Source organism: Haliscomenobacter sp. (assembly GCF_965225875.1).
In the GTDB taxonomy this organism is placed as follows: Bacteria; Bacteroidota; Bacteroidia; order Chitinophagales; family Saprospiraceae; genus Haliscomenobacter.
This window is the reverse complement of record NZ_CBDDBS010000002.1, coordinates 770542-793424: the sequence shown is the minus strand read 5'-3', so window position 1 is coordinate 793424 and position 22883 is coordinate 770542. Positions and strand designations below refer to the sequence as shown.

Annotated in this window: 20 protein-coding genes and 1 tRNA gene; 1 reads left to right on the top strand and 20 read right to left on the bottom strand. The window is 44.0% G+C overall.

Annotated elements, in window-relative coordinates; all coding sequences use genetic code 11:
* Positions 1-60 precede the first annotated feature (60 nt).
* The 19 genes from ACO08K_RS06070 to ACO08K_RS05980 all read right to left on the bottom strand — a co-directional run bounded on the left by ACO08K_RS06070 (position 61) and on the right by ACO08K_RS05980 (position 20004).
* The gene (locus tag ACO08K_RS06070; RefSeq protein ID WP_421795503.1) at positions 61-747 is read right to left on the bottom strand and encodes an ABC transporter ATP-binding protein; all 687 of its coding nucleotides are present in this window, start codon (positions 745-747) and stop codon (positions 61-63) included.
* Positions 744-1844 (bottom strand): ABC transporter permease, encoded by a 1101-nt coding sequence (locus ACO08K_RS06065; RefSeq protein WP_421795502.1) that lies wholly within the window; start codon positions 1842-1844, stop codon positions 744-746. Before ACO08K_RS06065 ends, ACO08K_RS06070 begins: the two co-directional genes overlap by 4 nt.
* Before the next feature lie 669 nt (positions 1845-2513).
* Complete coding sequence (locus tag ACO08K_RS06060) at positions 2514-3575, bottom strand: PDDEXK nuclease domain-containing protein (protein ID WP_421795501.1); 1062 nt, start codon at positions 3573-3575, stop codon at positions 2514-2516.
* A 371-nt stretch (positions 3576-3946) separates the two neighbouring features.
* Complete coding sequence (locus ACO08K_RS06055) at positions 3947-6019, bottom strand: NACHT domain-containing protein (protein WP_421795500.1); 2073 nt, start codon at positions 6017-6019, stop codon at positions 3947-3949.
* Between the two features lie 63 nt (positions 6020-6082).
* On the bottom strand, positions 6083-6439 hold the full coding sequence (locus ACO08K_RS06050) for a hypothetical protein (RefSeq protein ID WP_421795499.1): 357 nt from the start codon (positions 6437-6439) through the stop codon (positions 6083-6085).
* 1 nt (position 6440) lies between these two features.
* Positions 6441-8282 (bottom strand): EsaB/YukD family protein, encoded by a 1842-nt coding sequence (locus ACO08K_RS06045; RefSeq protein WP_421795498.1) that lies wholly within the window; start codon positions 8280-8282, stop codon positions 6441-6443.
* A 93-nt stretch (positions 8283-8375) separates the two neighbouring features.
* Positions 8376-10763: an EcoAI/FtnUII family type I restriction enzme subunit R gene (hsdR, locus tag ACO08K_RS06040; RefSeq protein ID WP_421795497.1), complete on the bottom strand. Its 2388-nt coding sequence runs from the start codon at positions 10761-10763 to the stop codon at positions 8376-8378.
* On the bottom strand, positions 10760-11989 hold the full coding sequence (locus tag ACO08K_RS06035; RefSeq protein WP_421795496.1) for a restriction endonuclease subunit S: 1230 nt from the start codon (positions 11987-11989) through the stop codon (positions 10760-10762). Before ACO08K_RS06035 ends, hsdR begins: the two co-directional genes overlap by 4 nt.
* The gene (locus ACO08K_RS06030) at positions 11986-13473 is read right to left on the bottom strand and encodes an N-6 DNA methylase (RefSeq protein ID WP_421795495.1); all 1488 of its coding nucleotides are present in this window, start codon (positions 13471-13473) and stop codon (positions 11986-11988) included. The genes ACO08K_RS06035 and ACO08K_RS06030 overlap by 4 nt, the downstream gene beginning before the upstream one ends.
* Positions 13474-13750: 277 nt before the next feature.
* Positions 13751-14944, bottom strand: a complete 1194-nt coding sequence (locus ACO08K_RS06025; protein WP_421795494.1) for a gamma-glutamylcyclotransferase family protein — start codon at positions 14942-14944, stop codon at positions 13751-13753.
* A gap of 91 nt (positions 14945-15035) precedes the next feature.
* Entirely contained in the window at positions 15036-15419 is a 384-nt protein-coding gene (locus ACO08K_RS06020) for a hypothetical protein (protein WP_421795493.1), read from the bottom strand.
* A gap of 8 nt (positions 15420-15427) precedes the next feature.
* The gene (locus ACO08K_RS06015; protein WP_421795492.1) at positions 15428-15634 is read right to left on the bottom strand and encodes a helix-turn-helix transcriptional regulator; all 207 of its coding nucleotides are present in this window, start codon (positions 15632-15634) and stop codon (positions 15428-15430) included.
* 166 nt (positions 15635-15800) lie between these two features.
* Positions 15801-17237: a TlpA family protein disulfide reductase gene (locus tag ACO08K_RS06010; protein ID WP_421795491.1), complete on the bottom strand. Its 1437-nt coding sequence runs from the start codon at positions 17235-17237 to the stop codon at positions 15801-15803.
* Positions 17238-17401: 164 nt separating this feature from the next.
* Complete coding sequence (locus tag ACO08K_RS06005) at positions 17402-17629, bottom strand: hypothetical protein (protein ID WP_421798294.1); 228 nt, start codon at positions 17627-17629, stop codon at positions 17402-17404.
* A gap of 191 nt (positions 17630-17820) precedes the next feature.
* Positions 17821-17894, bottom strand: a tRNA-Lys gene (locus ACO08K_RS06000).
* A 114-nt stretch (positions 17895-18008) separates the two neighbouring features.
* On the bottom strand, positions 18009-18347 hold the full coding sequence (locus ACO08K_RS05995) for an HAD family hydrolase (RefSeq protein ID WP_421795490.1): 339 nt from the start codon (positions 18345-18347) through the stop codon (positions 18009-18011).
* Positions 18348-18436: 89 nt separating this feature from the next.
* Positions 18437-19333: an IS630 family transposase gene (locus ACO08K_RS05990; protein ID WP_421798283.1), complete on the bottom strand. Its 897-nt coding sequence runs from the start codon at positions 19331-19333 to the stop codon at positions 18437-18439.
* 4 nt (positions 19334-19337) lie between these two features.
* Entirely contained in the window at positions 19338-19637 is a 300-nt protein-coding gene (locus ACO08K_RS05985) for a hypothetical protein (protein WP_421795433.1), read from the bottom strand.
* A 22-nt stretch (positions 19638-19659) separates the two neighbouring features.
* Positions 19660-20004, bottom strand: a complete 345-nt coding sequence (locus ACO08K_RS05980; protein ID WP_421795489.1) for an HAD family hydrolase — start codon at positions 20002-20004, stop codon at positions 19660-19662.
* Between the two features lie 63 nt (positions 20005-20067).
* On the opposite strand from ACO08K_RS05980, the gene ACO08K_RS05975 reads away from it, so the two are divergent.
* A complete protein-coding gene (locus ACO08K_RS05975; RefSeq protein ID WP_421795488.1) occupies positions 20068-20454 on the top strand; it encodes a hypothetical protein in 387 nt (128 codons plus the stop codon).
* Here the strand turns inward: ACO08K_RS05975 and ACO08K_RS05970 are convergent.
* Positions 20406-22838 carry a TonB-dependent receptor domain-containing protein gene (locus tag ACO08K_RS05970; protein ID WP_421795487.1) on the bottom strand — a complete coding sequence of 811 codons (2433 nt, stop codon included), beginning with the start codon at positions 22836-22838 and terminating at the stop codon, positions 20406-20408. The two genes, ACO08K_RS05975 and ACO08K_RS05970, sit on opposite strands and share 49 nt — an antisense overlap.
* Positions 22839-22883 lie beyond the last annotated feature (45 nt).

Below are 22883 nucleotides of genomic sequence, written 5' to 3'. Positions count from 1 at the left end.
CCGGCAAAATTTCAGTCCCTTGACACGCACCTACTCCCTCGCGCAGGGCAAAAAATTCCACTAACTCAATATTCCATCTTGCAGCAGCAACACCCTGTCGGCATAAGGTACGATCCTTTGGTCATGGCTGGTCAGGATGATTGAACGGCCTTCCTTTTTGGCAAGTTCACTGAGCAGCAACACAATTTGCATGCCCTGGTCAGTGGCCAAACTGCCCGTTGGTTCATCTGCAATGAGGAGTTGGGCATTGTTGGCCAGCGCCCGGGCAATGGCCACCCTTTGTTTTTCGCCCTGACTCATGGTACGGGGATAGGCATCAGAAAGATAGGCTATGCCAAATTGGTCGAGGAGCTCTTTGGCCCGGAGGGAGGCACTCTTCTTTGAAGTGTGGGTAAACTTCATGACCAGTAGAATGTTTTCCAAAGCGGTGAGTGCATCAATCAGGTGAAAAGTCTGAAAGACAAAGCCCAGGCGGGACGCCCGAAGTTGTTGCAACTCCGCGAGAGAATACCCTTGCAACGCTTTGCCAAATAACCAGACCTCGCCGCTGGTGGGAGCCTGCAAGCCAGCCAGGATGGTGAGGAAAGTAGATTTACCGCTCCCACTTGGCCCTAACAACAATACCAACTCGCCCGGATAAAGCTCGAAGTTGATGTCTTTCAGGACCTGAGTCTCTCGATTGAAGCCCTGGAAGGTTTTGGAAACGCCAATCAGGCGGGATACGGGTTCGGTAGATGTAGTATTCATTGAAAAACCTCCATTGGGTAAATGTGTTTAATTTTTGAGATGGGGTACAATGAGCTGATCAGGCCAATCAATGCCACGCCCATAACAATCCACAGGACATACTGTACAGATGTGTGTACCGATACTTCGGGTACTATTTTTTCCACCAGTCCCATCAATGGAAAAAACAGCAGCAGCCCGATCAACAGACCACTAAAGGACAAGGCAAGCGATTGAATCACCACCATTCCGGATACAAAGCCACGGGGAGCTCCCAGCGCCTTCATTACCGCAAAATCTTTTCTGCGCTCCAGTACATTAATGGACAAAATAAGGCTGAGAATGGCCGTAAGTACCACGGTACCCAGCAACGCGATCACAAACAACAAGGGTAGAATGCCTGAATTCATTTCCTCCCGGTTGTTCTCCAAAAAAGTGGCCCGATCAAACACGACGATATCCGACACTTCTCGTTCGATTGCACGTTTGACTTGTTGGACGGAGGTGCCCGCAGTGAGCTTCACTTGTAAGCACGATACCACACCTCCAAAATTAATGACCCGGAAGGCTCGGTTGAGGGTCACAAATGCGTACTGAATCACAAACACATTTGTGCCGTCACTCAAGCCTACCACCTTTAGTGAATGCTTTTTTATTTGGACGGTATCGCCCAATTTGACCTTGTATTTTGCTGCAAAGGAACGATCGAGTATGATTTCATCATCAGACCGGAGAAGACGGCCTTGTACGATGGATGGTGGTCCTCCCATGCCCGTCTCAGCATCGTAGCCGATGAGGTAAGCGGTTTGGGGCCTCTTCGAAACTTCGATGGAGCCCATGATCAATACCTGCGGTGAAACCGTAGCAACCCCAGGGATTGCTTCAATGTCACCGATCCGACTGGTCCGGATCATGGAAGTACTGCGCAGGATATTGTTGGTGTGTTTCTGGAGGACCCATAAATCTGCTGTGCTTGACCTTACATACGCTAAGGATCCATCGGCAACTCCTTTGTAAATCCCCAGCAAAAAATGAACCAATATCACACAGAGCGCAACTCCTAAGGCGGTAATGATGAAGCGAAATTTTTGATCCACCAGGGTTTTTAGAGCATACATGACCACATTTTTTGATGTGCGTGGAGAAAAAATTCTTCAACGTGGTCGGATGATCAGGGTATCCTCAATTTATGAAATTTTTAAATTAAAAAAAATGTTTGTGGAATTATTTTTGGGCATAAGCAAGGTTGCTCCTCGAAAAACCTTTCAGGTTGGGAAACACAACAACAAGACATAGAAACACAAAACTGCTGCAAGCTGTAGCAGTTTTGCCATGGAGGCATAATCTCCCGATAAAGAATTGGAAATAATGCTGATGAATGATTTGAAAAGCTTTAACGAACCTGAGTTCGGGGATTATGGCTCCAATCCATCTAACATCTTGTAACCCGCCGCTTTATCGGCGGGACTCAAGGCCACCCACTTACTCACATCTAACATCTTTCCTGAGGCTTGCATCATGAAATGGTATAGATGTAAGCCTCTGGAAGGATGTTAGATGTGAAGGGTAGGGGCACTTGAATCCACCCGTTGAAACGGGCGGTTACAAGATGTTAGATGGATTAGAGAGAACCAAAAACAAAAAAGCCACAATCAAATGTTACCGTCCAATTATGGCTTTTTTTAAGATGTGACCCCGCTGGGAAGGGGTGATGAAAGTAATAGTATGTTAATCAAGGATTTATTTTGAGAGAAGAGAGGAAATAAAAAGAATATAAGAAAAGCGGCTTAGTTCAATTTCTTGAGTTCGTTTTCAATTTCTTCAATGCTGGGCAAACTGGATTTTAATTCATCTGGCAGAATTTCAGTCAGTTGAAACTCGCTTACCCCCATTGGTTTATTGATGTCACGCAGGGCAAACTCGGTTTCGAAGTTGTTTTTGTCTCTACACAACAAAATACCGATGGTCGGCTGGTCGGCTTCAGATTTCACCAAACTGTCTACTGCAGACAGGTAAAAATTGAGTTTGCCGGCATATTCAGGCATAAACTTGGTGTTTTTTAGTTCAATTACCACATAACACTTTAGTTTGATATGGTAGAACAACAAATCGATGTAATAATCAGTTTCTCCAACTTGCAAATGGTATTGCTGCCCTACAAATGCAAAACCTTTACCCAATTCCAATAAGAATTTTGTAATGTGCGTGACCAGCTGCCTTTCGATGTCTTTTTCGTGATAAGGCTTGGTCATGGTCAAAAAATCAAAAATATAGGGGTCCTTCAGCGTTTGTTGCGCTAAATCTGATAGTGGGTCCGGTAAGGTTTCCCTGAAATTACTGATGGCCTTGCCTTGTCTTGCGTATAGCTGTGATTTCAATTGAAGTGCTAGGATATCCCTGCTCCAGCCATTTTCGAGGGTTGCCCTAATGTAAAAATACGCTTCCTCAACGTCTTTTGACTTGCTAAAAATCAGAATATTGTGGCCCCAGGGGATTTTTGTAGCCAGTTGTTGTGGTGGTTCAATAAATTGGTTTTCTGGAGATTGTAATTGTCCAACAGCCTGTTGGACAATTGGCGTTTGATAAAACTTGTAAAATTGTTTGGCATAGGAAAGGTTGCTCCTTGAAAAACCTTTCATCTCAGGAAACTCTTCTTTCAGGTCTTTGGCCAACTGCTCAATCAATTTGTCACCCCAGGTATGTTCTTTTTCAGCTATCATTTTGCCCAACTCCCAATAAAAAGCAATCAGCGCAGTATTTGCTGCTACTGCTGCTTTGGCCTGCACGGACCTTATCCTGGATTTTAGATCGGAGAGCCAGTTTTTGTATTCGAGCTGCATAATTTCCATGCCTTTTTCTTTTGGGTTTGGTTTCCGCGGCAAAAGGGAAACAATTTTGCTTTTTCTGGTTTTTAGGTCCTCTAAATTATTGATTTTTTCGAAATAATGAACGTTTTTGTTGAAAAATAAAATTATAATTTGAGTTGGATGGAGCTGAAAAACAAAAAAGCCACAATCAAACGTTACCGTCTAATTATGGCTTTTTTTAAGTTGTGATCCCGCTGGGAAGGAGGTATGAAAGTAGTGAATTGAAAATCAAGGGGTTGATTTAGTGAGAAGGCGGAAATAAAAAGAATTTAAGAAATGGGGAGGGGGTGATTTTTGAAGCCATACCTTGATGGCGCTACTTTTAATGGTTCTGGCTTGGGGAAGCGGATGCTCTATTTTTGCTCAGGCTCGAATTCCGTTTCTACCCATTGATCGGCAAAATAATCTTGTAGAATGCGGTGGCGGAAGCGCCAGGAGGCTCCGGTGGTTTCGAGGATGTTGCATTTGACCATGTCGTCGAGGAAAATAATTAAGTTTTTAGTAAGTTTTTTTTGTTTCTTTATTAGGAAAGAAATATGATAGTATTGAAAGATAGAAAAATGAAGCAGTTTTGCTGATGCTTTAAACCTTTGTAGAGGAGCACTAATTTGAATTAATGAACCATAACTAACATCTAAAGATTCTTCCAATCCTAAAGTGATTGATATGCTAAAAATTAATAGTGTTATAAAAGTAATATTGTCAAATAAATCTCCCATGCCTTTATTGAATAGTGCGATTACCATCAATATTATTAAAACAGAGAAAGAACCTAATAATATTTCAGTAAGGAATTTTTTCAGCATTCCACCAAATAATTCCCAACGCAAGTACTCCTTAGTTGTTACTATTGGAAACAAAAAGCCATTTTCTTGTGGCCATTTGAATATATTAAATATCCCTGTGATCAAACCTCCAATAGCTCCTGATGATAGGCATAATAATGGCAGAATAAGTAGAATGATTCCGAGAAAAAACAATCCATTAAAGCCATGTTCAAAAATCGCTAGAATTCCTCCTGAAAAACATAAAATACCAAAAAAGAAACCAAGCTTGGCACCTTTTTTTACTCCGTCGATCGTGCCCTGAATAAAACCAATAGTATAAAAACTTGACTTTGATAAATTACACCAGTCATACTGAAGATGAGTTAATTCAAAATCAATAATATTTTTTTGCTTTAATTTTGTTGCAAAAAAAGAGAGAAAATAAAGTATTTGCTGAGGATTATACCCCCTCACTGTTGAGCTTCGAAGCATCTCTTCGACAAATTTTTTTTCTAATTCCTGTTTCCTGTCTGTTATGTTTAAAGCAGAAAAATTAAAATCATTTAAAAATTTTCCTCTAGCAAATAATAATTGTAAAATGTTAAAATAAAAAGGAACCTCTGTAATCCTGCGCAAAAGCTCATCCTCTTTAAGCGCAGCCAATAAACGCTGGGAACCTTCATTCTGGTTCACTTTTTCCAATTGCTCAATCAATTGTTCATAAGTCAATGTCCCCACTTCCACCTGACCATTTACGGGTGCATCTTTTGCCACTGCGTTATATTCATCAATGCGGGAAGAAATGATAAAAAGTCTTTTAGGGTCTTCGCCATAAAGACCAATTGCTTCCAGACAAGTCTTTCGATCTTCAGCCTTGACCTCGTCTAAACCATCCATCAATAAAATTAGCCTATTCTGTGTGACCAGATCACCTGCCACTTTTTTATTGATGACAAGCCCCATTTCAGATGGCAAAATCTCTTGAATCCAGGCTTCCAAAGTTGGAAATTCGCTACTCCAACGCGCAAGGTTTAAAATGACAGGTATTCTCGTAATCTCCCTCTCCAAGAACTCTAACTCCAACTGCAAGAGCAAAGTCGTTTTACCCGCACCAGGTACACCAACCAATAACAAACGGCCATTTGCGTCTTTGTAATACTCCGCCAATTTCCCTCTAATTTGCCCTTCGCTGTATTGTACAAAAGTATTCGCTGCCTGGGGCGTAGTTCCAGCAGTAGAAGGCACCAGGCGAAGATTGACAGGTTGGCGGTTGGAGAGTTTTTGGCTCAGGCGGGTTTCATAGCGCGATTTTAAGGCAGCCCTGATTTTGTCGTAAAATTCAAATGACTGAGCTATTTCTTTCTCCAGAGCAGTGATTAGGAAGATTATACTTTTATTGATTTTGTTGTGTTCTCTGGTTTCGGTGTCAAAAGATTCTGTACCAAATCTTTGTGTGCGTTCTAGATCGGCCAAACGGGCACTTAAGGCAGTAATTTCAATATCCAGGGGCTTCAGTTTTAGGGTAGAGAGCAGTTCTAATGCCTGCTCTGGATGGGAGGCAGCAATGGCTGCTTTGGCCTTGCGCAAAAGCTCGTGGTTTTCATCCGTTGGGGGGATGTTGTAGTGTTTGAGTTTTGGTTTGGTGGTTTTGAAGATCATGGATGAGTTTTACTTCAAAGGGTGTTTGGTTTGTGGTGATTGAAAGAATTTTTCTTTGACAATTTAGCTTACATCAATCCGGCCAACCAAATCCAATATTCCTCTCACAACCTTTGCTTTCTCAATACTAATGTTTTCATGGCTATTCAAGGCATGTATTTCTTGATGATTAACCTCAGCATAGCGTGAGGATAGCATAATCAATTCATCGATCATTGATTGCTTACTTGGGGCACTGATTAGGTACGTTTTTAGTGCTTGTATTGCTTCGATTGTTTCACCATTGGCTAGTTGTTCCTTAATCTGGTCAATGGTATATCCTTCATGTTTTTCTGATGGGTGGGAATCACCTGCATTGACATTAAGGTTTTCAATGTTGAAGATGTTTTTCCCATTCTGTTGATTGATATTGAATGGCATGTTATGTGTTTTTCAAGTTTTCGATATTAAAAATATTCTCCGCTTCCTGTTTCTCAATGTAAGTTACACTTAAATTTGTGGGCGCAATAAAACTTGTTTCAATTTTTTGTTGCACAAATAAGCCTATTTCACGCAAATCCATTTTTTTCTTAATAGCGGTAACCAACAATTGCAATATAAATAGGATGTAATCCGAATTAAAGCCTTTTAACGGTATGGCAATGGCATTTTTTAGACCTCGCTCTACATTCCAAAGAATCAATGATGGAAGAATAATTTCATCCGCTAAATGCTGAATCGAATCCATTCTGTTTAAGGTTTCAAATCCACTCTTGCCTTCCAGGTCTTCTTTCGAAAAATACAAATCCATGTAATTACTAGTCAAGTGATTGATATCCTCCCAATACTTTTTGTAAATATTTCTGTAAGTACCATCACCTTGTGCAAAAAGGAAAAAACCGTGAAATTTTATCTCTTGATAACGCTTAAAAAGGTGGGTAATGATTTCTTGCTTATACTTTTTGCGGTTAAAAATGGCATTAAAAGCCATTTTAAATTTATCGATTTTCTTTTGGTAAGAAAATGGACTATAAAGCTTTCGTTTAAAAGGATTGAAAAATGCATCGAAGCTAACATCTTCATAGCCTTTGTCTTCACAGAATCGTTGAATAAGTTGATTTAACTTTTCGCTGGGAATACTTGAGAACGCGTTTATCCCCATATATTTTTCACGCAACCAATCATGAAATTCATTTAAATGCAGAAGTGATATTTCAATGTCAAAATCGCTCTGTAGTTTAGGGACAAAAAGATAGATGCCTCCTGCTTCAAAACCTATTTCGAAAATAGTATTTGGGCATCTAGAATCAATAGATGATTCATCACGATCGACAATTTCATATGTGCACTCAATGCCATCATTTGATTTATTGAATACCAAGCCTTGTTTAATTAGATGATTGTGTATTTCATATACATGTGAAGAGTAACTTAATTCAATTTCAATTTCAGTTTTTTGTGGCATAACTTGTAATACAAAGGAAATTGAATTTGATTTTCCTTTAGAAAGCAAATACGAATTGATGCTATTTTTTGATAAGTCTCTAATTGGTAGCCCATTATTCTCTAACCAGAAAAGGTACTCAACCGTTCTCATACTTTTGAAGGAACTCATTAATCGATTAGCCTTGATGAAAGGTACTACTAAATAACAACCTCTATCGTCCAATCCTGCTTCAAATATGGTCACTGAACTTTTGAAGTCTATAGCTTTTGTTCCTGCCAAGTTATAATCAAGTGAATTTCCTTCTGCATCAAATTCAGAAATGTCACCATTTTGGATTAAAGCGTTATATAAGTCTATTATTTTTGCTGATAAAGGTGCTTCGATCTCTATTTCATTACATCTGGGCATAATCCTAAGTATGAATGAAATAGAAGTAGGTTTCCCTTTCGCTTGCAAATAGGAGTCAATAATCTTCTCTGAAAGATTATTTTCTTCAAAGCCATTTTGGCTTAGCCAATTAAGGAATTCAGCTGTTTTTAAATTTATGAAGACACCTCCTCCTCCCGCTATAATCACTGGAGCCATTAATAATGTATCTCCATCCACTATATTTAATTCCTTAAGCGTACTTTCATCCTTTACTTCTTTCCCTTTTGATTTAGATGATAGTCTATAGGGTATATGACTGCCATCAGAATCAATTTTTGGTATTTGCAATTCAGGATGCTCTAATAGTGCCTTTTTTATTTCTGCACCCAATGTAGTCAGAGGAAGTTCTATTTCAACCTCCTTTCCAGATGGAAGTATTCTAATTAACAATGATATTTGCTCTTCCATTTATTTAAATTTTAGCCTCATTATAGCAATACAAGGTTATTTATTCACAGCTTTAGTTTGTTGTATTTTCATTTGTTCATCAAAAGCAGCCCCTCACGCCACCTTCTCCTCATACAAATACTTCTGAAACTCCACAAACAACGCACTGATCTCCCTTACCTCCCCCAGCACCCCTTTGGCATCCTGCAAAGACTGGTACTTATTCACCAGCAAAAGCGGCAATTTCTCCTGATCCAATTCCTCCACGCCCGTTTCGATGTATTTGCTCAGCACAAATTCGATGAATTCCTTTTGCTGATCATTGAGCAAGGCGAAGATGGTGGCTTGTGCGGCGGCCACCCTTTCGGCGCGGGTCATGGGTTTGATGTCGCTGTTGAACACGTATTCCAGGACGTCGAAGAGGTCGCTTTTTTCGGCGTCGATGAGTTGTTGCAGGGTGCCCAGTTCGTCTTTGCCAAAGCCCGCTTCGGCCAGTTTTTCCAGCAGGGTGCGTCTGGTCAGTGGATTGCTCCAGAGGCGGCGCAACTCGGCTTCATTGCTAAAGAGTTTGGGCAGTTCGCCGAAGAGATTGTGCAAAAACTCCTCGGCGGAAATGGGACGACCCTCAGCGCTCCAGAACGAAGTCGACATCATGTGCTGGATTTCGCGTTCTTTCCCGTCGCGCAGTTTGACCTTGATGCGTTTGCGTTTTCCACCTTCGTCGTCGCTATCGTCCTGCTTCTCGCGGGGTTGAGGCACGTAAGGTTCTTTGGGTTCAGCGACGATGTTGGTGCCTTCCGGTTCCAGGGGATCGCCGTCCCATTCCGGGTCGCTAAAGTGGCGGTAGGCGTCGACAAAATCATAGATGGTGAAAAAGTCTTTGCCCTCAAAGAGGCGGGTACCCCGACCGACGATTTGTTTAAACTCGATCATGGAGGTCACGGGGCGCAGCAGCACGATGTTGCGGATGTTGCGCGCATCCACCCCGGTCGACAACTTTTGGGAAGTGGTCAGAATGGTGGGGATGGTTTTTTCATTGTCCTGAAAATCCCGTAGAAACTGCTCGCCGATTTCGCCATCGTTGGCGGTGACGCGTACGCAGTAGTTGGTATGGGAAAAGCCGTAACGTTCATTTTTGCACTGCGTCACCAGGTCGCGAATGAAGGCCGCATGGGGCTGATTGGCACAAAAGAGGATGGCCTTTTGGTTGGGGTTGGCATTTTCCAAAAAAAGCTGAACTCGTTTTTTCTCGCGGGCGGCAATCTCGATTTTTACATTAAAGTCAGCTTCAGTGTACAAACGCCCTTCTTCAATTTCACCCTCAATGACTTGATCATCGCTGGTGTAGATGTAATCGTCCAGGGTGGTTTTGAAACGTTTGACCTTGAAGGGGGTCAAAAAGCCGTCGTTGATGCCTTCCTTGAGGGAGTACACAAAAACGGGTTCGCCGAAATATTTGTAGGTGTCTACGTTGTCTTTGCGTTTGGGGGTGGCGGTGAGGCCCAGCTGTACAGCGGGAGAAAAATACTCCAAAATGGCCCGCCAGTTGCCTTCGTCGTTGGCACCGCCCCGGTGGCACTCGTCGATGATGATGAAATCAAAATAGTCGGGCGGGTATTCGCCGAAGTAGGGTGCGGGCTGGCCTTCCTTGTCGGTACCCGACATGAAGGTTTGGAAAATGGTAAAAAAGATGCTGCCATTGGTCGGCACCCGGCCCCCTTTTTTGATTTCGGTAGGTTTGATGCGCACCAGGGCGTCTTCGGGAAAAGCCGAAAAGGAATTGTAAGCCTGATCGGCCAGGATGTTGCGGTCGGCTAAAAACAGGATGCGCGGGCGGCGGCTCACTGCGGCGCTGCCTCCGAGCTGTTGGGAGAGGTTCCAACGGGTTTGAAACAGTTTCCAGGCGATTTGAAAGGCGATGGCGGTTTTTCCGGTGCCCGTAGCCAGGGTCAGGAGGATGCGATTGCGCTGTTGAGCAACTGCCTCCAGGGTGTTTTTGACGGCGAGCTCCTGGTAGTAACGCAGTTGCCAGGTACCACTTTTGTCTTCAAAGGGGACGGCGGCAAATTTTTCGCGCCAGGCTTCCACCTCAGCTTCGCCGGGATTGCCGGCCTGGGGGTAGGTTTTGAGCCAAAGCTCCTGGGGGCTGAGGTATTGATCCACCAGACCTTCCACACCCGTTTTCATACAAATGCTGTAAATCGCCTTGCCGTTGGTGCTGTAGGTGGTTTCTACATTGAGTTTTTCGGCGTATTGTTTGGCCTGGGCCACACCTTCACCTACTTCCAACTCGGCGCTTTTGGCTTCAATGACGGCCAGTTTGATGCCTTTGTACACCAGCACGTAATCGGCACTGAGCTTTTTGGCCCGTTGGCCACCCGTCTGGATTTTGCCCGCAGTGATGTGGTACTCCCGCAGGATGCGAGAGCCTTCCACTACACCCCAGCCGCAGGCCTTGAGGGCGGGGTCGATGAGTTCGGCGCGGGTTTCGGCTTCGTTCATACGGCCAACATTTCGGCGGTTTTTAATTCCCCACTAAAGGCTTTCTGCAAAATGGACTTTTTCAACTCCTCCAGGTCATTGATCTTTTGCTGGTAGATGGCTTCGAGCTTTTTGGTTTGGGCGGAAAGGGCGTCGAGCTTTTGGATGATGGATTGTTGGGTTGTTAAGTTTTTTGGAAAAAGAACCACTAAAGAAGAAAGAGACCCCTGATTTAAGCTTTTTATTCCGACTCCATTCCCACCATCAATAAGAGTTTTTCTGGTTTTTGCAATCTTTAGAAAATTACACAAATATATAGGGTCAATAATTTTCGAGTTCAATCTGATCCTAATAGTAAAACCAGAATGAGAAACTTTCCCCACAACTTGACTAGCTAAAAGCGTTCTACCAATTAATTGGGGATTTCCATTGGAACGAACAGCTAAGATGTCACCTTCCCTTAGTGAATCTAAATCATTTAATTTTCCATCTAAAGTAACCGTGTCTAATGCTTCGAAGGGAACCCAGAAATTATTTTGAAAGTCTTTTACCCCAACGATTTTAATTTGTTCTCCTTTACTACTCTTTGTGAAGTTCATTCCATTTCTGAAAGTTGCTAATTCTCCCAAAGTCTTCTCTTCCCAACCATCTCCCCGCTGTTCAAACACCCCTTGCAAATAACTTTCAAAAAGCTCCTTCGCGTTTTTGAGGTTTTGTTCGGCATTAGCTTTTGCTTTGGCGATAGCGGCGAAGGCTTCGTCGAGGATGGCAACGATGCGATGTTGTTCGGGGAGGGGCGGAAGATAAAGCTGAATCTTTTTTAACAGACTTGACTTAATCCCTTGAACCGTAGCCCCAGTTCCTTTCTGTAATATTTCATTTCTAACAGAATCTGATAGTAGAAGATATTTTAAAAAGGTTTGGTCAATTTTATTTTTCTGTGGTTGCATAACGATAATACGTTGTGCAAAAGCTACTTTTTCGGTTGTGTCAAGCTGTGCGACATTAGCTAATGGTGCTTCTGTTGTAAAAATTACATCGCCAAAATTAGGAATACCTCTTGTCATCCAAGATTCATACTCATCTGGATGAATAAACTCTTGTGGCTCCAGTTGTAGGTAGCCTAGCTTAACATTTTTTGCAGTAATCAATCTGACCCCTGATTCTGTTTTTACAGGGGTTCTACCCCGATAGTCAATTAATTTTATGTAATCTTCAAGATGACATTTTTCCCATCCCTCTCTCATATCATTTCCATTATTACGTTCAAAATATCCGCACTCTCCTCATCCAGTGCGCGCATTTCCGCCAAAATCTCTTCCGGTTGCCGCAGGGCGGTTTCCTCTTTTTTATTCGGGTTTTTGGCACTCAGGTCGAAGGTGTTTTGGTCGATGTTTTTTACACTGAGGTTCCAGGAGTTTTCCGTTTCGGGGCCTTCCACATGGGAAGCCCTTACTTTTTGCAGGGCCACAAACTCTGCCAAATCCTTTTCATTCAGGGCATTTGTTTTGCCCAGGTTGCGCTCCAGGTTCAGTTGATAGAACCAGACCTTTTGGGTGGGGGCACCTTTTTCAAAAAACAAAACCACCGTTTTTACCCCTGCTCCGGTGAAGGTTCCACCGGGGAGGTCGAGCACGGTGTGCAGGTTGCAGGTTTCCAGGAGCAGTTTGCGCAAGCTGATGGAGGCGTTGTCGGTATTGCTCAAAAAGGTGTTTTTGATCACCACTCCGGCTTTGCCACCTGCTTTGAGGATTTTGATGAAATGCTGCAAAAAGAGGCTGGCGGTTTCACCCGTTTTGATGGGGAAGTTTTGTTGCACTTCGGCGCGTTCCTTGCCACCAAAGGGGGGATTGGCCAGGATGATGTCGTAGCGGTCTTTTTCCTGGATGTCGCTCAGGTTTTCGGCCAGGGTGTTGGTGTGTACAATATTGGGAGCCTCCACACCGTGCAAAATCATGTTCATGATGCCGATGATGTAGGCCAGGGATTTTTTCTCTTTGCCGTAGAAGGTGCGTTTTTGCAGGGTTTCTACGTCCTTGGTGGATAGATTTGGGCGGCCATCAGCACCACCGTTTTTCAGGTACTCAAAGGCCTCCACCAGGAAGCCTGCCGAGCCTACGGCCCCATCGTAAATGGTTTGGCCAATTTTGGGTGCAACCACTTTGACGATGGTTTTGATCAGTGGGCGAGGGGTGTAGTATTCGCCGCCGTTGCGCCCGGCGTTGCCCATGTTTTTGATCTTGTCCTCGTAGAGGTGGCTCATCTCGTGCTTTTCCGCGTGGGTGCGGAAACGCAGCTCGTCGATGCGGTTGATGACTTCCCGCAGGTTGTAGCCGCTCTGGATGCGGTTTTTGAGCTCGCTGAAAATTTCACCAATTTTGTATTCGATGGTATCGGGGCCTTCGGCCTCGGTTTTGAATTTTTTGAGGTAGGGGAAAAGTTGGATGTTGACAAAGTCGGTAAGGTCGTCGCCGGTGAGGGCGCGGTGGTGGTCCAGTTTGCCATCCTTGTCCTTAGGCGCAGCCCAGGTCGTCCATTGAAATTCAGGGCTGATGATGTTCTTGTAGGGTTTGCCAGTGAGTTCAGCGGCCGTGGCTTTGTCTTGCTCCAGGTCGTCGAGGTATTTGAGGAAGAGTATCCAGGAGGTTTGTTCCACGTAGTCGAGTTCGCTGCTGCAACCCGCGTCTTTGTGGAGGATGTCGTCGATGTTTTTGAAGGTTTGTTCGAACATGGAGGAATGCTTGGTTTGGTCCTGGTATTTTGGGTTTTATGCTACCTTATACGTTGGCCGGGTGCAAAAGGTTACGGGAATAAGGTAGGATCTGAAAAGTACGATAAAATTTAGAAAGGGGGTGGGAAGTGGGGGGAGTTTTTTAACAGACTTACCTTTATCTCAGTAGGTCGCTATTGGGGATGGGCAATGTGCAATTGCAAGTTTTATGAGCAGTACCAAAAAGGCCCTTCGCTGAAACTGAAGGTCTGTGCTGAGGCTATCTTGTCCTACGATTTTAGCTTTTTAAAATATTCAATTCTCTGTTGTTTCTTTCATAATCAGTGTCTTGTATTGATTTGAAAGAATTTAAAAACGCAATGTAGGAATCGGGTAACCCATGTTCGTCTGCTCCTTTTACAACATACTCCTTATACCAATCATAAGGGAAGAGACTAGAATCCCAAAATCTATTATCGCTAGAAATATAGGCATAAACAGCCTTTTGAGTACCGTCACTAAATGTTACTAAAACTTTGTGGTCTCTGTAACCTCTGCCTTTTCCTTCTATTTCATCCAAAACATATTTTTGTAACTTGTTTATTTCAAAAACAACACCCCAAACCTTGTCTGTTGTTGTCCCTTTAAGCAAATTTGCCTTTACAGAGCCATCTTTACTTTTTTTATTGAAAGTAAATTTATACTCAGAGAGCTCTGCAACTCCAATTTTTTTGATTGGTTTTATTCTGTTTTGGAGCCTTTTCGTCATCATGTTAGACCCGTAACAAAAAACAAAGATTTTTTCGGTACGGCAAATCATATTCATTTTTATTATGAAATTCTCACGAAGCTGGGTTTCTGAAATATCGGATAAACGCTTTTTATACCTTTCAAATTCTTTAACAAGCGCATTGTGAAATAAGACTCGATTAACAATTATTCCTTTGGCTGGATAATCACTATCAACATATTTTACCATTGTTGAAAAATCTCTTAAATTAATTTTACTTAGTTCTTTTGTTTCTGCTTGATGGAGTAATCCACATCTAACTTGGTCGTAAAAAATACCGGATTTTGATATTGAACGTTCTTCTTCCGTGCCTAAAAAATCTTGAGCTTCAACAAAAAAATCTTGAAAAAACGGGCTTTGTTGGAAAAAATCTTTAAAAGTTTTCCAGTTTTTTGATTTATATGCTGCATCCGTATTTTCGACCCCTTTATAGAATTGGTTTAAGGTTTCAACCAATAAACAATCAATAGACATGATTATGAAACCGCTATAAACTCTTATTGTGGCATCTGTATTATTTTCTAGGCATTCCACTTGTTTAAGAAAACGGTTGGTAATTCTATCATTAAAAATTTTTATGGCTTCAAACCAATCGTTAGTATTTTGGTATACAGGTAGGTTTTTTAGATTTTCCCAATCTTTTACGCAATAATCGGGGCTTATTGTCATACAATCCGCCCGCCTACATTTCATACAAGCCATAATAGATTTTTTATGCTAACAAAATGAATTAATGTTTATTAGATGAAATCACAAACCTAGATTTAACCAAGAGATATTCAATTGATCAAGTCTATATACTAGTGGTAAAATAACTTTTTTTCAATTTCAAACCAATATTACCTAAAAAATTCACCACGACCGCCACCTTCGCCACATCCAATCCCGAAGCCAACAAATACTTCTTCAATACCCCCAACTTCTTCCAGCCGCCTAGCTTACAAATGAAGTCCAAAGTAGCCCCTCCCATCGCCAGGTTAGTCGCCGCACTCCGCCTGGCCGTATGTGTCCGTACAAAAGTCCATTTCGGAGCCGTCACCCCATTTTCAGTAGCCGGAGTATTGATACTAGCCATACTCGCAATCTGTTTGATTTTGCGGCACACCTCCGCATTCATCGTTTTGGGCATTTGGTTTTGTACTTTCCCCAAAGCTCCACCAGTTCCCCAAAAAATCATGTGTTTAGTTACTTCTCCTCTCTCACCAACAACTTACACACATCCACCTCCAAAATCGCCGCAATCTGATACAACACCTCAAGTGGCGGTTGCATATCATTCGTACACCAGCGCGACACCGTAGATCGATCCCGGCCGATCAGTTCCGCCAACCAAAGGGAAGACTTATCCTTTTCAGCAAGGACTGCCTTGATGCGGTTAAATTTTTTCTTCATGGTTTCTTACCACCTGGAATGGAGAGTATGGTAAATTGAGTGATTTTCTGGCCGCAAATGGAATGGTACGGGAATCTACGCAAGAGCCTTAAATATTGAATTTCCCTACTCTTATCGCCAGATTAGTTGCTGCACTCCGTTTTTTTACACCATCTTATCTACCAATTTAATTTTTCAATAACATTTCAAGTTCAGAAACAAGGTTCGGGTCGCTTGGTCTTTTTGCATCTTGAGCAATGATATTGCCATCCCTTCCTACAATCAGATAATGGGGAACACCATTTGAAGTTAATTTATCAAGCAAATCAGATCTATTAGCCTTACCCAGTCTATAATGAATACCAGGGATCTCATACACTGATATAGCTTTTTTCCAGCTGTCTTCGTCCTGATCAACGGAGATAAACAGAAACTTCACATCCTTATCTTTAAACTTCTTTTGAAGCTCTTTAGATGCTGGCATTTCCCCAATACATGGGGCACACCAGCTGGCCCAAAAATCAACATACAGCAGCGATCCTTTGAAGTCATCAAGAATTTCCTTTAAACCGCCATCGGTCTTTTTTATTTGAGAATCACTCGAAATCTCGTGGCTTTCGCTTAGCTTCTTATATTTCTTAAAAGCATCTCCCAAAATTAAACGATTCTCCTGGCTACAGCTTTGAATAAACTGTCCATAATACGGGGCTAGCGAATTCACAGTCAATGGCGTTAAAAATTCAAAGAAAGATGTCATTACATAAGACTCATGGGCTTTTTCATTTAATATCTTCTTTGAAAGTATATAGCACCTCGTAAACCAAAAAGCAGAATCTTTAGCCGACTCAGGAAGAACCTTTTCATAAATCAACAGTCGATATTTAAGGCGGTTGATGTATCCCATAAAGAACCAACGATAGGCTTCAGTTTCAACAAAATTGGGATCATTATAGTCAATCTCATCAAGTAACTTTAATAATGGGAAATATTCCGGTTTAATTCCTTCTTTTTCGATATTGTTGTGGTTTGTAATGTAACTACAAAGAGCAGCGTAAAAACTGAATTTAAAATCCGTGACATAGTAATTAAAAAACGGGCTTTCCTTTAATCCATATTTAACAACATAATCATTCAAGAAAGCCATTTCTAAATCTAAAAGATTCTTTCTTAATTCAAGATAACGTTGCGGAGTAACGGTTCTTCTGTTCTCAAAATCGGTTTTATGTGAAGCGTTGAAATTTTGTTTCCAGACAGTATAAAATTGGGAGGTCTCCTTTCCTTTGCCCTCGAACCTGGTCGTTGCCAATAATTTATTGTAATCAGATGTTAAAATTAGGCTGTCTCCGGGCATAGCGTAAAAATCAAATTCTTTATCTTTAAAAAAACACCGGAGTACAGTTGGTTCTTTAGTGTTTATTACAACCGAGAAACTCCCATTTTTGATTTTAACCTTTTGCCATTCACTTGCATCGTTAGGTTTGTCAACTTTCCCAATTTTGAAGTTTGAATCTGGACAGTTGGCAATATTTCCACTGAAATGAATCTGATTCTGAGCGATTCCTAAGATTGAAGATCCTGTTAATATCGAAAAAATAGAAATTATTAAAAAATAGCTTCTGTTCATTTTTATTAATATTTTTAATGCTTTATAAAGTCATTTTCGTCTATCACACATGCTTGCCACTAACAAGTCGTTAGTTGCGTGTATTTCCGCTTTGGGTACACCATCATACTCATTTAAAGTAGGTTCTTTTTGCAAAATAATATTTTTCCAATTTCAAATCAACATTATCTAAAAAAATCATACTCCGCCACCACCTTAGCCACATTCAATCCCGACGTCAATAGATACTTATTCAGCATCTCCAACTTCTTCCAGCTCTCCAATTTCGCAATACAATCCAGTGATACACCCTGTATGGCTAGGTTTGTGGCTGCACTCCGCCTGGCCGTATGTGTACATACAAAAGTCCACTTGGGTGCCGTCACTCCATTTTCCGTAGCGGGGGTATTGATGCCATACTCGCAATCTGTTTGATTTTTCGGTTCGCCTCGGCATTGGTCGTTTTGCGCATGTAACTCAAGGGAGCCTGCGTTCGAATCCCAGCGGGATCATGGCGAGTATAAAGAGTTGCTGAAAGGAGAATCCCAAAAACAAAAAAGCCACAATCAAACGTTACCGTCTAATTATGGCTTTTTTTAAGTTGTGATCCCGCTGGGATTCGAACCCAGGACCCTTTGATTAAAAGTCAAATGCTCTAGCCGACTGAGCTACGAGATCAAGCTTTTGAAGAAACGATTTGGCTAGCAAAACGCCCTTTTTTCTAAAGCGTTGCAAATATACGAGTACATGAACCGTTTGTCCAAGAAAAAGATTCCTTTTTTTTCAAAAAGACTAAATATTTTCTCTGGCGCTTTGGGCCAGGGGTGGGGTAGCGGCCTCTATTGCCTTGATAAACAGGTCGAAGTTCAAAAAATTGCTGAGCACCTGGGTGGCACCCAAATGCAATAAAAAATCGTGATCCTGGCCGTGGCGGATGCCTACGAAGTCCATGGCGAGGTTGCGGGTGGTGTGGACGTCCCAGGCGGCGTCGCCTACGTACACGATGCGCTTGAGGGGGGAATGGCTGTTTTGCACCTCCTGGATGGCCTCCTGGAGGATTTCTTCGCGGGTGTACTTATCGTCGGCCCCGCTGACCCAAAAGCGCTGGGAGGGGATGCCTACGTGCTGCATTTTGATCTCGGCCGATTCTTTCCAGCCACCGGTGGCTACGGCGACGAGGTAGGCGGGGTGTTCCAGGAGTTGGGCTTATGAAGTTTTCTTTAAAAAGCGTTCTTTGACATATTGGAACTAACATCAGCGAAAGGGCGATAAAAAGGCGACTGTAAAGCCCTTAGGCCCACATATTGAAGCAAAGGCTGGTTTTGATGACCAGGTTGTGCAAACCATTGTTCGACTTTAATTTTCAATGCATCCCATTGATCGACCAGGCGATGATTGTGCAAAAGATCTTGCTTGAGCCATCGCCACATTTTTTCAATGGGATTGAGCCAAGAAGCATAAGTGGGCAAAAACAACAATTGAACGGGTAAATTTTTACCCTTGAACTTTGCTTTAGGCTTGAGATGTTGCCATGATTTGGGTAAAATTATGGGGAATGGAGATTGCTGAGGAGCTAAAGCAGCAAGGACGTCGGGGTGAAAATGAACCGGCCAATTATCCAGGATGACCCAAATGGTTTTTTGAGGATGCTTCAGGGTGAGTTCCTCAAAAAATTGAATGATGGTGGGTACCTTGATTTTATGACGAATCAAATAGTGGGTTTGGCCCGTTAGTCCATTTAAAGCGCCACAGATTCTGAACGTTTTATTGGAATAATGACCTAATCTACACAAGGGTTGCTTTTGCGAAGCTGGACTCCAGTCATAGCCAATCGTGGGCTGGAGATATACGGTGAGCTGATCCAAGAAATAAATTTCCTGCTCTCCAGGATTATGGCTTCGGATTTGCTGTAGCAGGTACTCTACTTTGGCCTGATAAGCTGGATCAGGGCTATGTACATATTGGCGTGCTCGTAAATGGCGAACCCCAATTTTTTTGAGTACTTGCCACACTCCACCCAGGGAGTAGTCCTTAAATGCCTCGATCTTTTCCCTCAATGCCTTTAGCGTCCACCGACTTTGATCTAAACCAAAGTTAGTTGGACTTTGACCTACCACCAACTCAACCTGGGTTTGTAGTTGTGGGGGGCTTAGAGGGGGAAAACCCAGGCTTACGACCGCGGCCTGCCTTTTGTTCTAAGCCTTTGATGCCTCCTGCTTTGTAGCGAACCACCCAGTCATAGACCGTGTTCTTGCGCCGACGTCGCAGTAAGCCTTTGTTTGCAACTTCGTTGCCAAAGGAACCAGACGCAATTTGTAAAATGGCACTCGCTCGCTCTCGAAGATAGGGCTTGGGTGAACGTTTCAAGAGGCCTTCCAAGGCTTCTTTTTCCCCTTCGCTCAAGGTTAGATAGATTCTCATCTCTCCTCTTTTTGATGCTAAGTTACCAATATTTCAAAGATCGTTTTTTACGAAAAACTTCATCAGCCCGGGCGGCGCCGGGTACTTCGTAAAAGTGATGGGGGTTTTCCAGGCGTTGCTGGCGGAGGCGCTCGCCGTAGATGCGTTTGAAGTGGGCGACTTCGGTACTGGTTACGGGGCGCTGGAAGTGTTGCTGGATGAGGTGGGCGAAAATGGTGGTGTCGCTCACGTGGGGGTACTTGCTCCAGTCGATGGTGGGGAAGGGGCGGTGGTAGAGGTCGGTGTAGGTTTGGGCAAAGCAGCGGCTGTCTCTGCGTTCGGAGTAGATGAGGGTGCCGTCGACGTCGAAGAGGATGAGGGTTTTCATGGGTTTGAATCTTTATGTGGAAAATCCATAGGAAATACCAAAGCGACATGAATTGGAACGCGGATGACACAGATAAAGCGGATTTACGCGGATTTTGCTTCGCCTGCGGCGAAGTTTTTTAGCCACGAAGGCACGAAGGCACAAAGGCACTTGAATAGAAAATGGTTTCTTAGTGTCTTAGTGCCTTCGTGGCTAACCTTTTCCCATCTCGCCGAAGGCGGGATCAAAATCCGCGTCAATCGCTTTATCTGTGCCATCAGCGCTGCTATTATTGTCGCTTTGGTGCTGGATGAAACGCTTTTGATTGGGGATTGTTTTGGGGCATTTGTGTTGGGGCAGCCTTCGGCTGGGTTGGGGGCATCCAGCAGAGGGGCAGCCACAGAGGGCTGCCCCTACGGCGGTCATTCCTCTTCGCCGCCGATTCGGCGTCGGGTTACTTGTTGGGACTGATTCAGGCGGTAATTCAGGGTCAAATTGATTTGCCGCAGGCGCATTTGGCTATTGTTTTCGGTATAAAAATTCTCGCCCCGGGTGATGCTGCGGAAACGGCGGCTGTTGAATACGTCCAGCACGTTGAGGATGAGTTTGCCCTGGCCTTTGAAGAGGTCACGGCTCATGGAGAGGTCGGTGAAAAACAGGGATTTGACCTCGCCTTGGGGCGTTTGGCGCGGCGCTTCGTAGCTGGCCCGGATTTGGATGTCCGTCTTTTTGGGCAAAGAAAAACGCGAGGTTTGGCGCGCAAACCAGGCGTAGGTATCACTCTGGTAGTCTTCCTGGATGTTGGAACCATCGGTGATGGCGCGGAAGAAGTTGACGTTAAAGTCCAGTTTCCACCATTTTTTCAGGCTGAAAGAACTGGTGAATTCGGCCCCAAAGGAATGCTCATCCAGCAAGTTTTCCGGACGGGTAGCCGCAAAACCATCGCTGTTTACCCGCCGGATGCGGTCAATTTTGCCCGTAGTGTAGCGGTAGTACAAGGAGGACGCAAAGGAGCCTTTTTCAAAAAACTTGACGTGGCCCAAATCGTAGGCATCCGTAAATTCAGGATTCAAATCGGGGTTGCCACTGAAAAAGTTGCGGTTGTCGCTAAAGGTCACGAAGGGGCTCAGGTCGTTGTAACGCGGGCGGCGTACGCGGCGGCTGTAGCTGATTTGCAGGGAGTTTTCCTGGGGCAGTTTGTAGGTGAAGTGGGCACTGGGGAAGAGGTTGGCGTAATTTCTGGGGTTGGATTCATTGGTTTGGGCCAGGGTGGTTTTGATGTCGGTGTGTTCAGCGCGGAGGCCGAATTGGTAGGAAAAACGTTTGATTTTGTTGCCAATGATGGCGTAGGCCGCATTGATGTTTTCGTCGTAGAGGAAGTTGTTGTTCAGGCTATCCAGTGGCAGGTAGATTCCGGTGCTGTCCTGCTCGGTCACAAAAAAGTCGTTGCTCATGTCGCGGAAACTGCTGCGCACACCCAGTTCGTATTTGCCTTCCTTGCCAAAGGGTTGTACGTAATCCGCCGAAAAAAGCCACTGTTTCTCTGTCTCATCATTGAGCGATTTTTGGGTGCGGCTGCTCACTTTGTTGATGATGCCATCGGCAAAAACGCTCTTTTGGGTGAAGGTTTGGTCGGAGTGCTCCCAATAATCCAGGTACCGGGCATCGATGAGGAGTTCGTGACCCTTTTTTTCAAAACTGCGTTTGTAACTCAGTGCGTATTCCGAGTTGGGTTCGTCTTCGGTTTCATCCTGCTGGCGGTCGGTGATGCTGTACAAGTTGCTCAGGCTATTGATGTAGTCCTTGTACTGGTTGTCGGTGATGCGGCGGGCATCGCTGCGGCGCCAGAGGTAGGAGGCGGTGAAGATGTTTTTGTCGTCAAAATAGTAGTCCAAACCGCCGTTGATGCTGTTGTTGGCTGCGCGCATGCGCCCCTTGTTGGTCTGTTCCAGGATGCGGGTGATGGGGCCGTCGTACACTTCCTGGTAGGTCTCTCCGCGACCCGGTTGCAGGCGGTAGGCCAGGGCGTAGTTGAGGAAAAAGTTGATTTTGTCCTTGCGATAGTTCACGTTGGCACCGGCACCGAAGTTGTCGGGATTGCCCGCAATGAGGTCAAAAGAGCCATTGAAACCCTGGCGTCGGTCTTTTTTGAGCACGATGTTGATGATGCCCGACATGCCTTCCGCTTCGTAACGCGCGGAGGGGTTGGTGATCACTTCCACTTTGTCGACCAGGCTACCCTGCAGCTGCTGCAAACCCGCGCCTCCCTTAAAACTGACCAAGCCCGAAGGTTTGCCATCGATGAGGATGCGCACGTTGTCGCTGCCGCGCAATTTGACGTTGCCTTCACCATCCACCGATACGGAGGGGATGTTGCTCAGGATGTCGGAGGCGGTACCTCCTGCATTGGCGAGGTCTTTGCCAACGTTGAAGATTTTTTTGTCGAGGGCCAGTTCCATGCTGCTTTTTTCGCCCTGCACCACTACTTCCTGCAGGTTTTGAGCGGCGGCGCTGAGGCTGATGGTACCCAGATCCAGGCTGTTTTTACCAGCACTCGCACTAAAGCTGGGGATTTTAATGGGCTGGTAACCCAAAAACTCCACAACCGCGTGGTAGTCGCCATAGGGTGCTTCGAGGGAAAACTGGCCTTTTTCGTCGCTGATGCCCCCGGAGACCAGGGTGCTGTCGCTGTTTTTCAGGATGCGGATGGCGGCGTAGGCGAGGGGCGCCTTGCTTTGGGCTTCGATGATTTTGCCTTTGATGTTGGCCAGTTTGCTGTTTTGGCCAAAACCATTTTGTACCAGGAACAGGATAAAAAGACCTGCCAATATCACTTTAGTCAATGGATGCTTCATGTTTTTTGTTTGGTGTTCGCGATCTTAATCAAGCTCTAAAGTTAA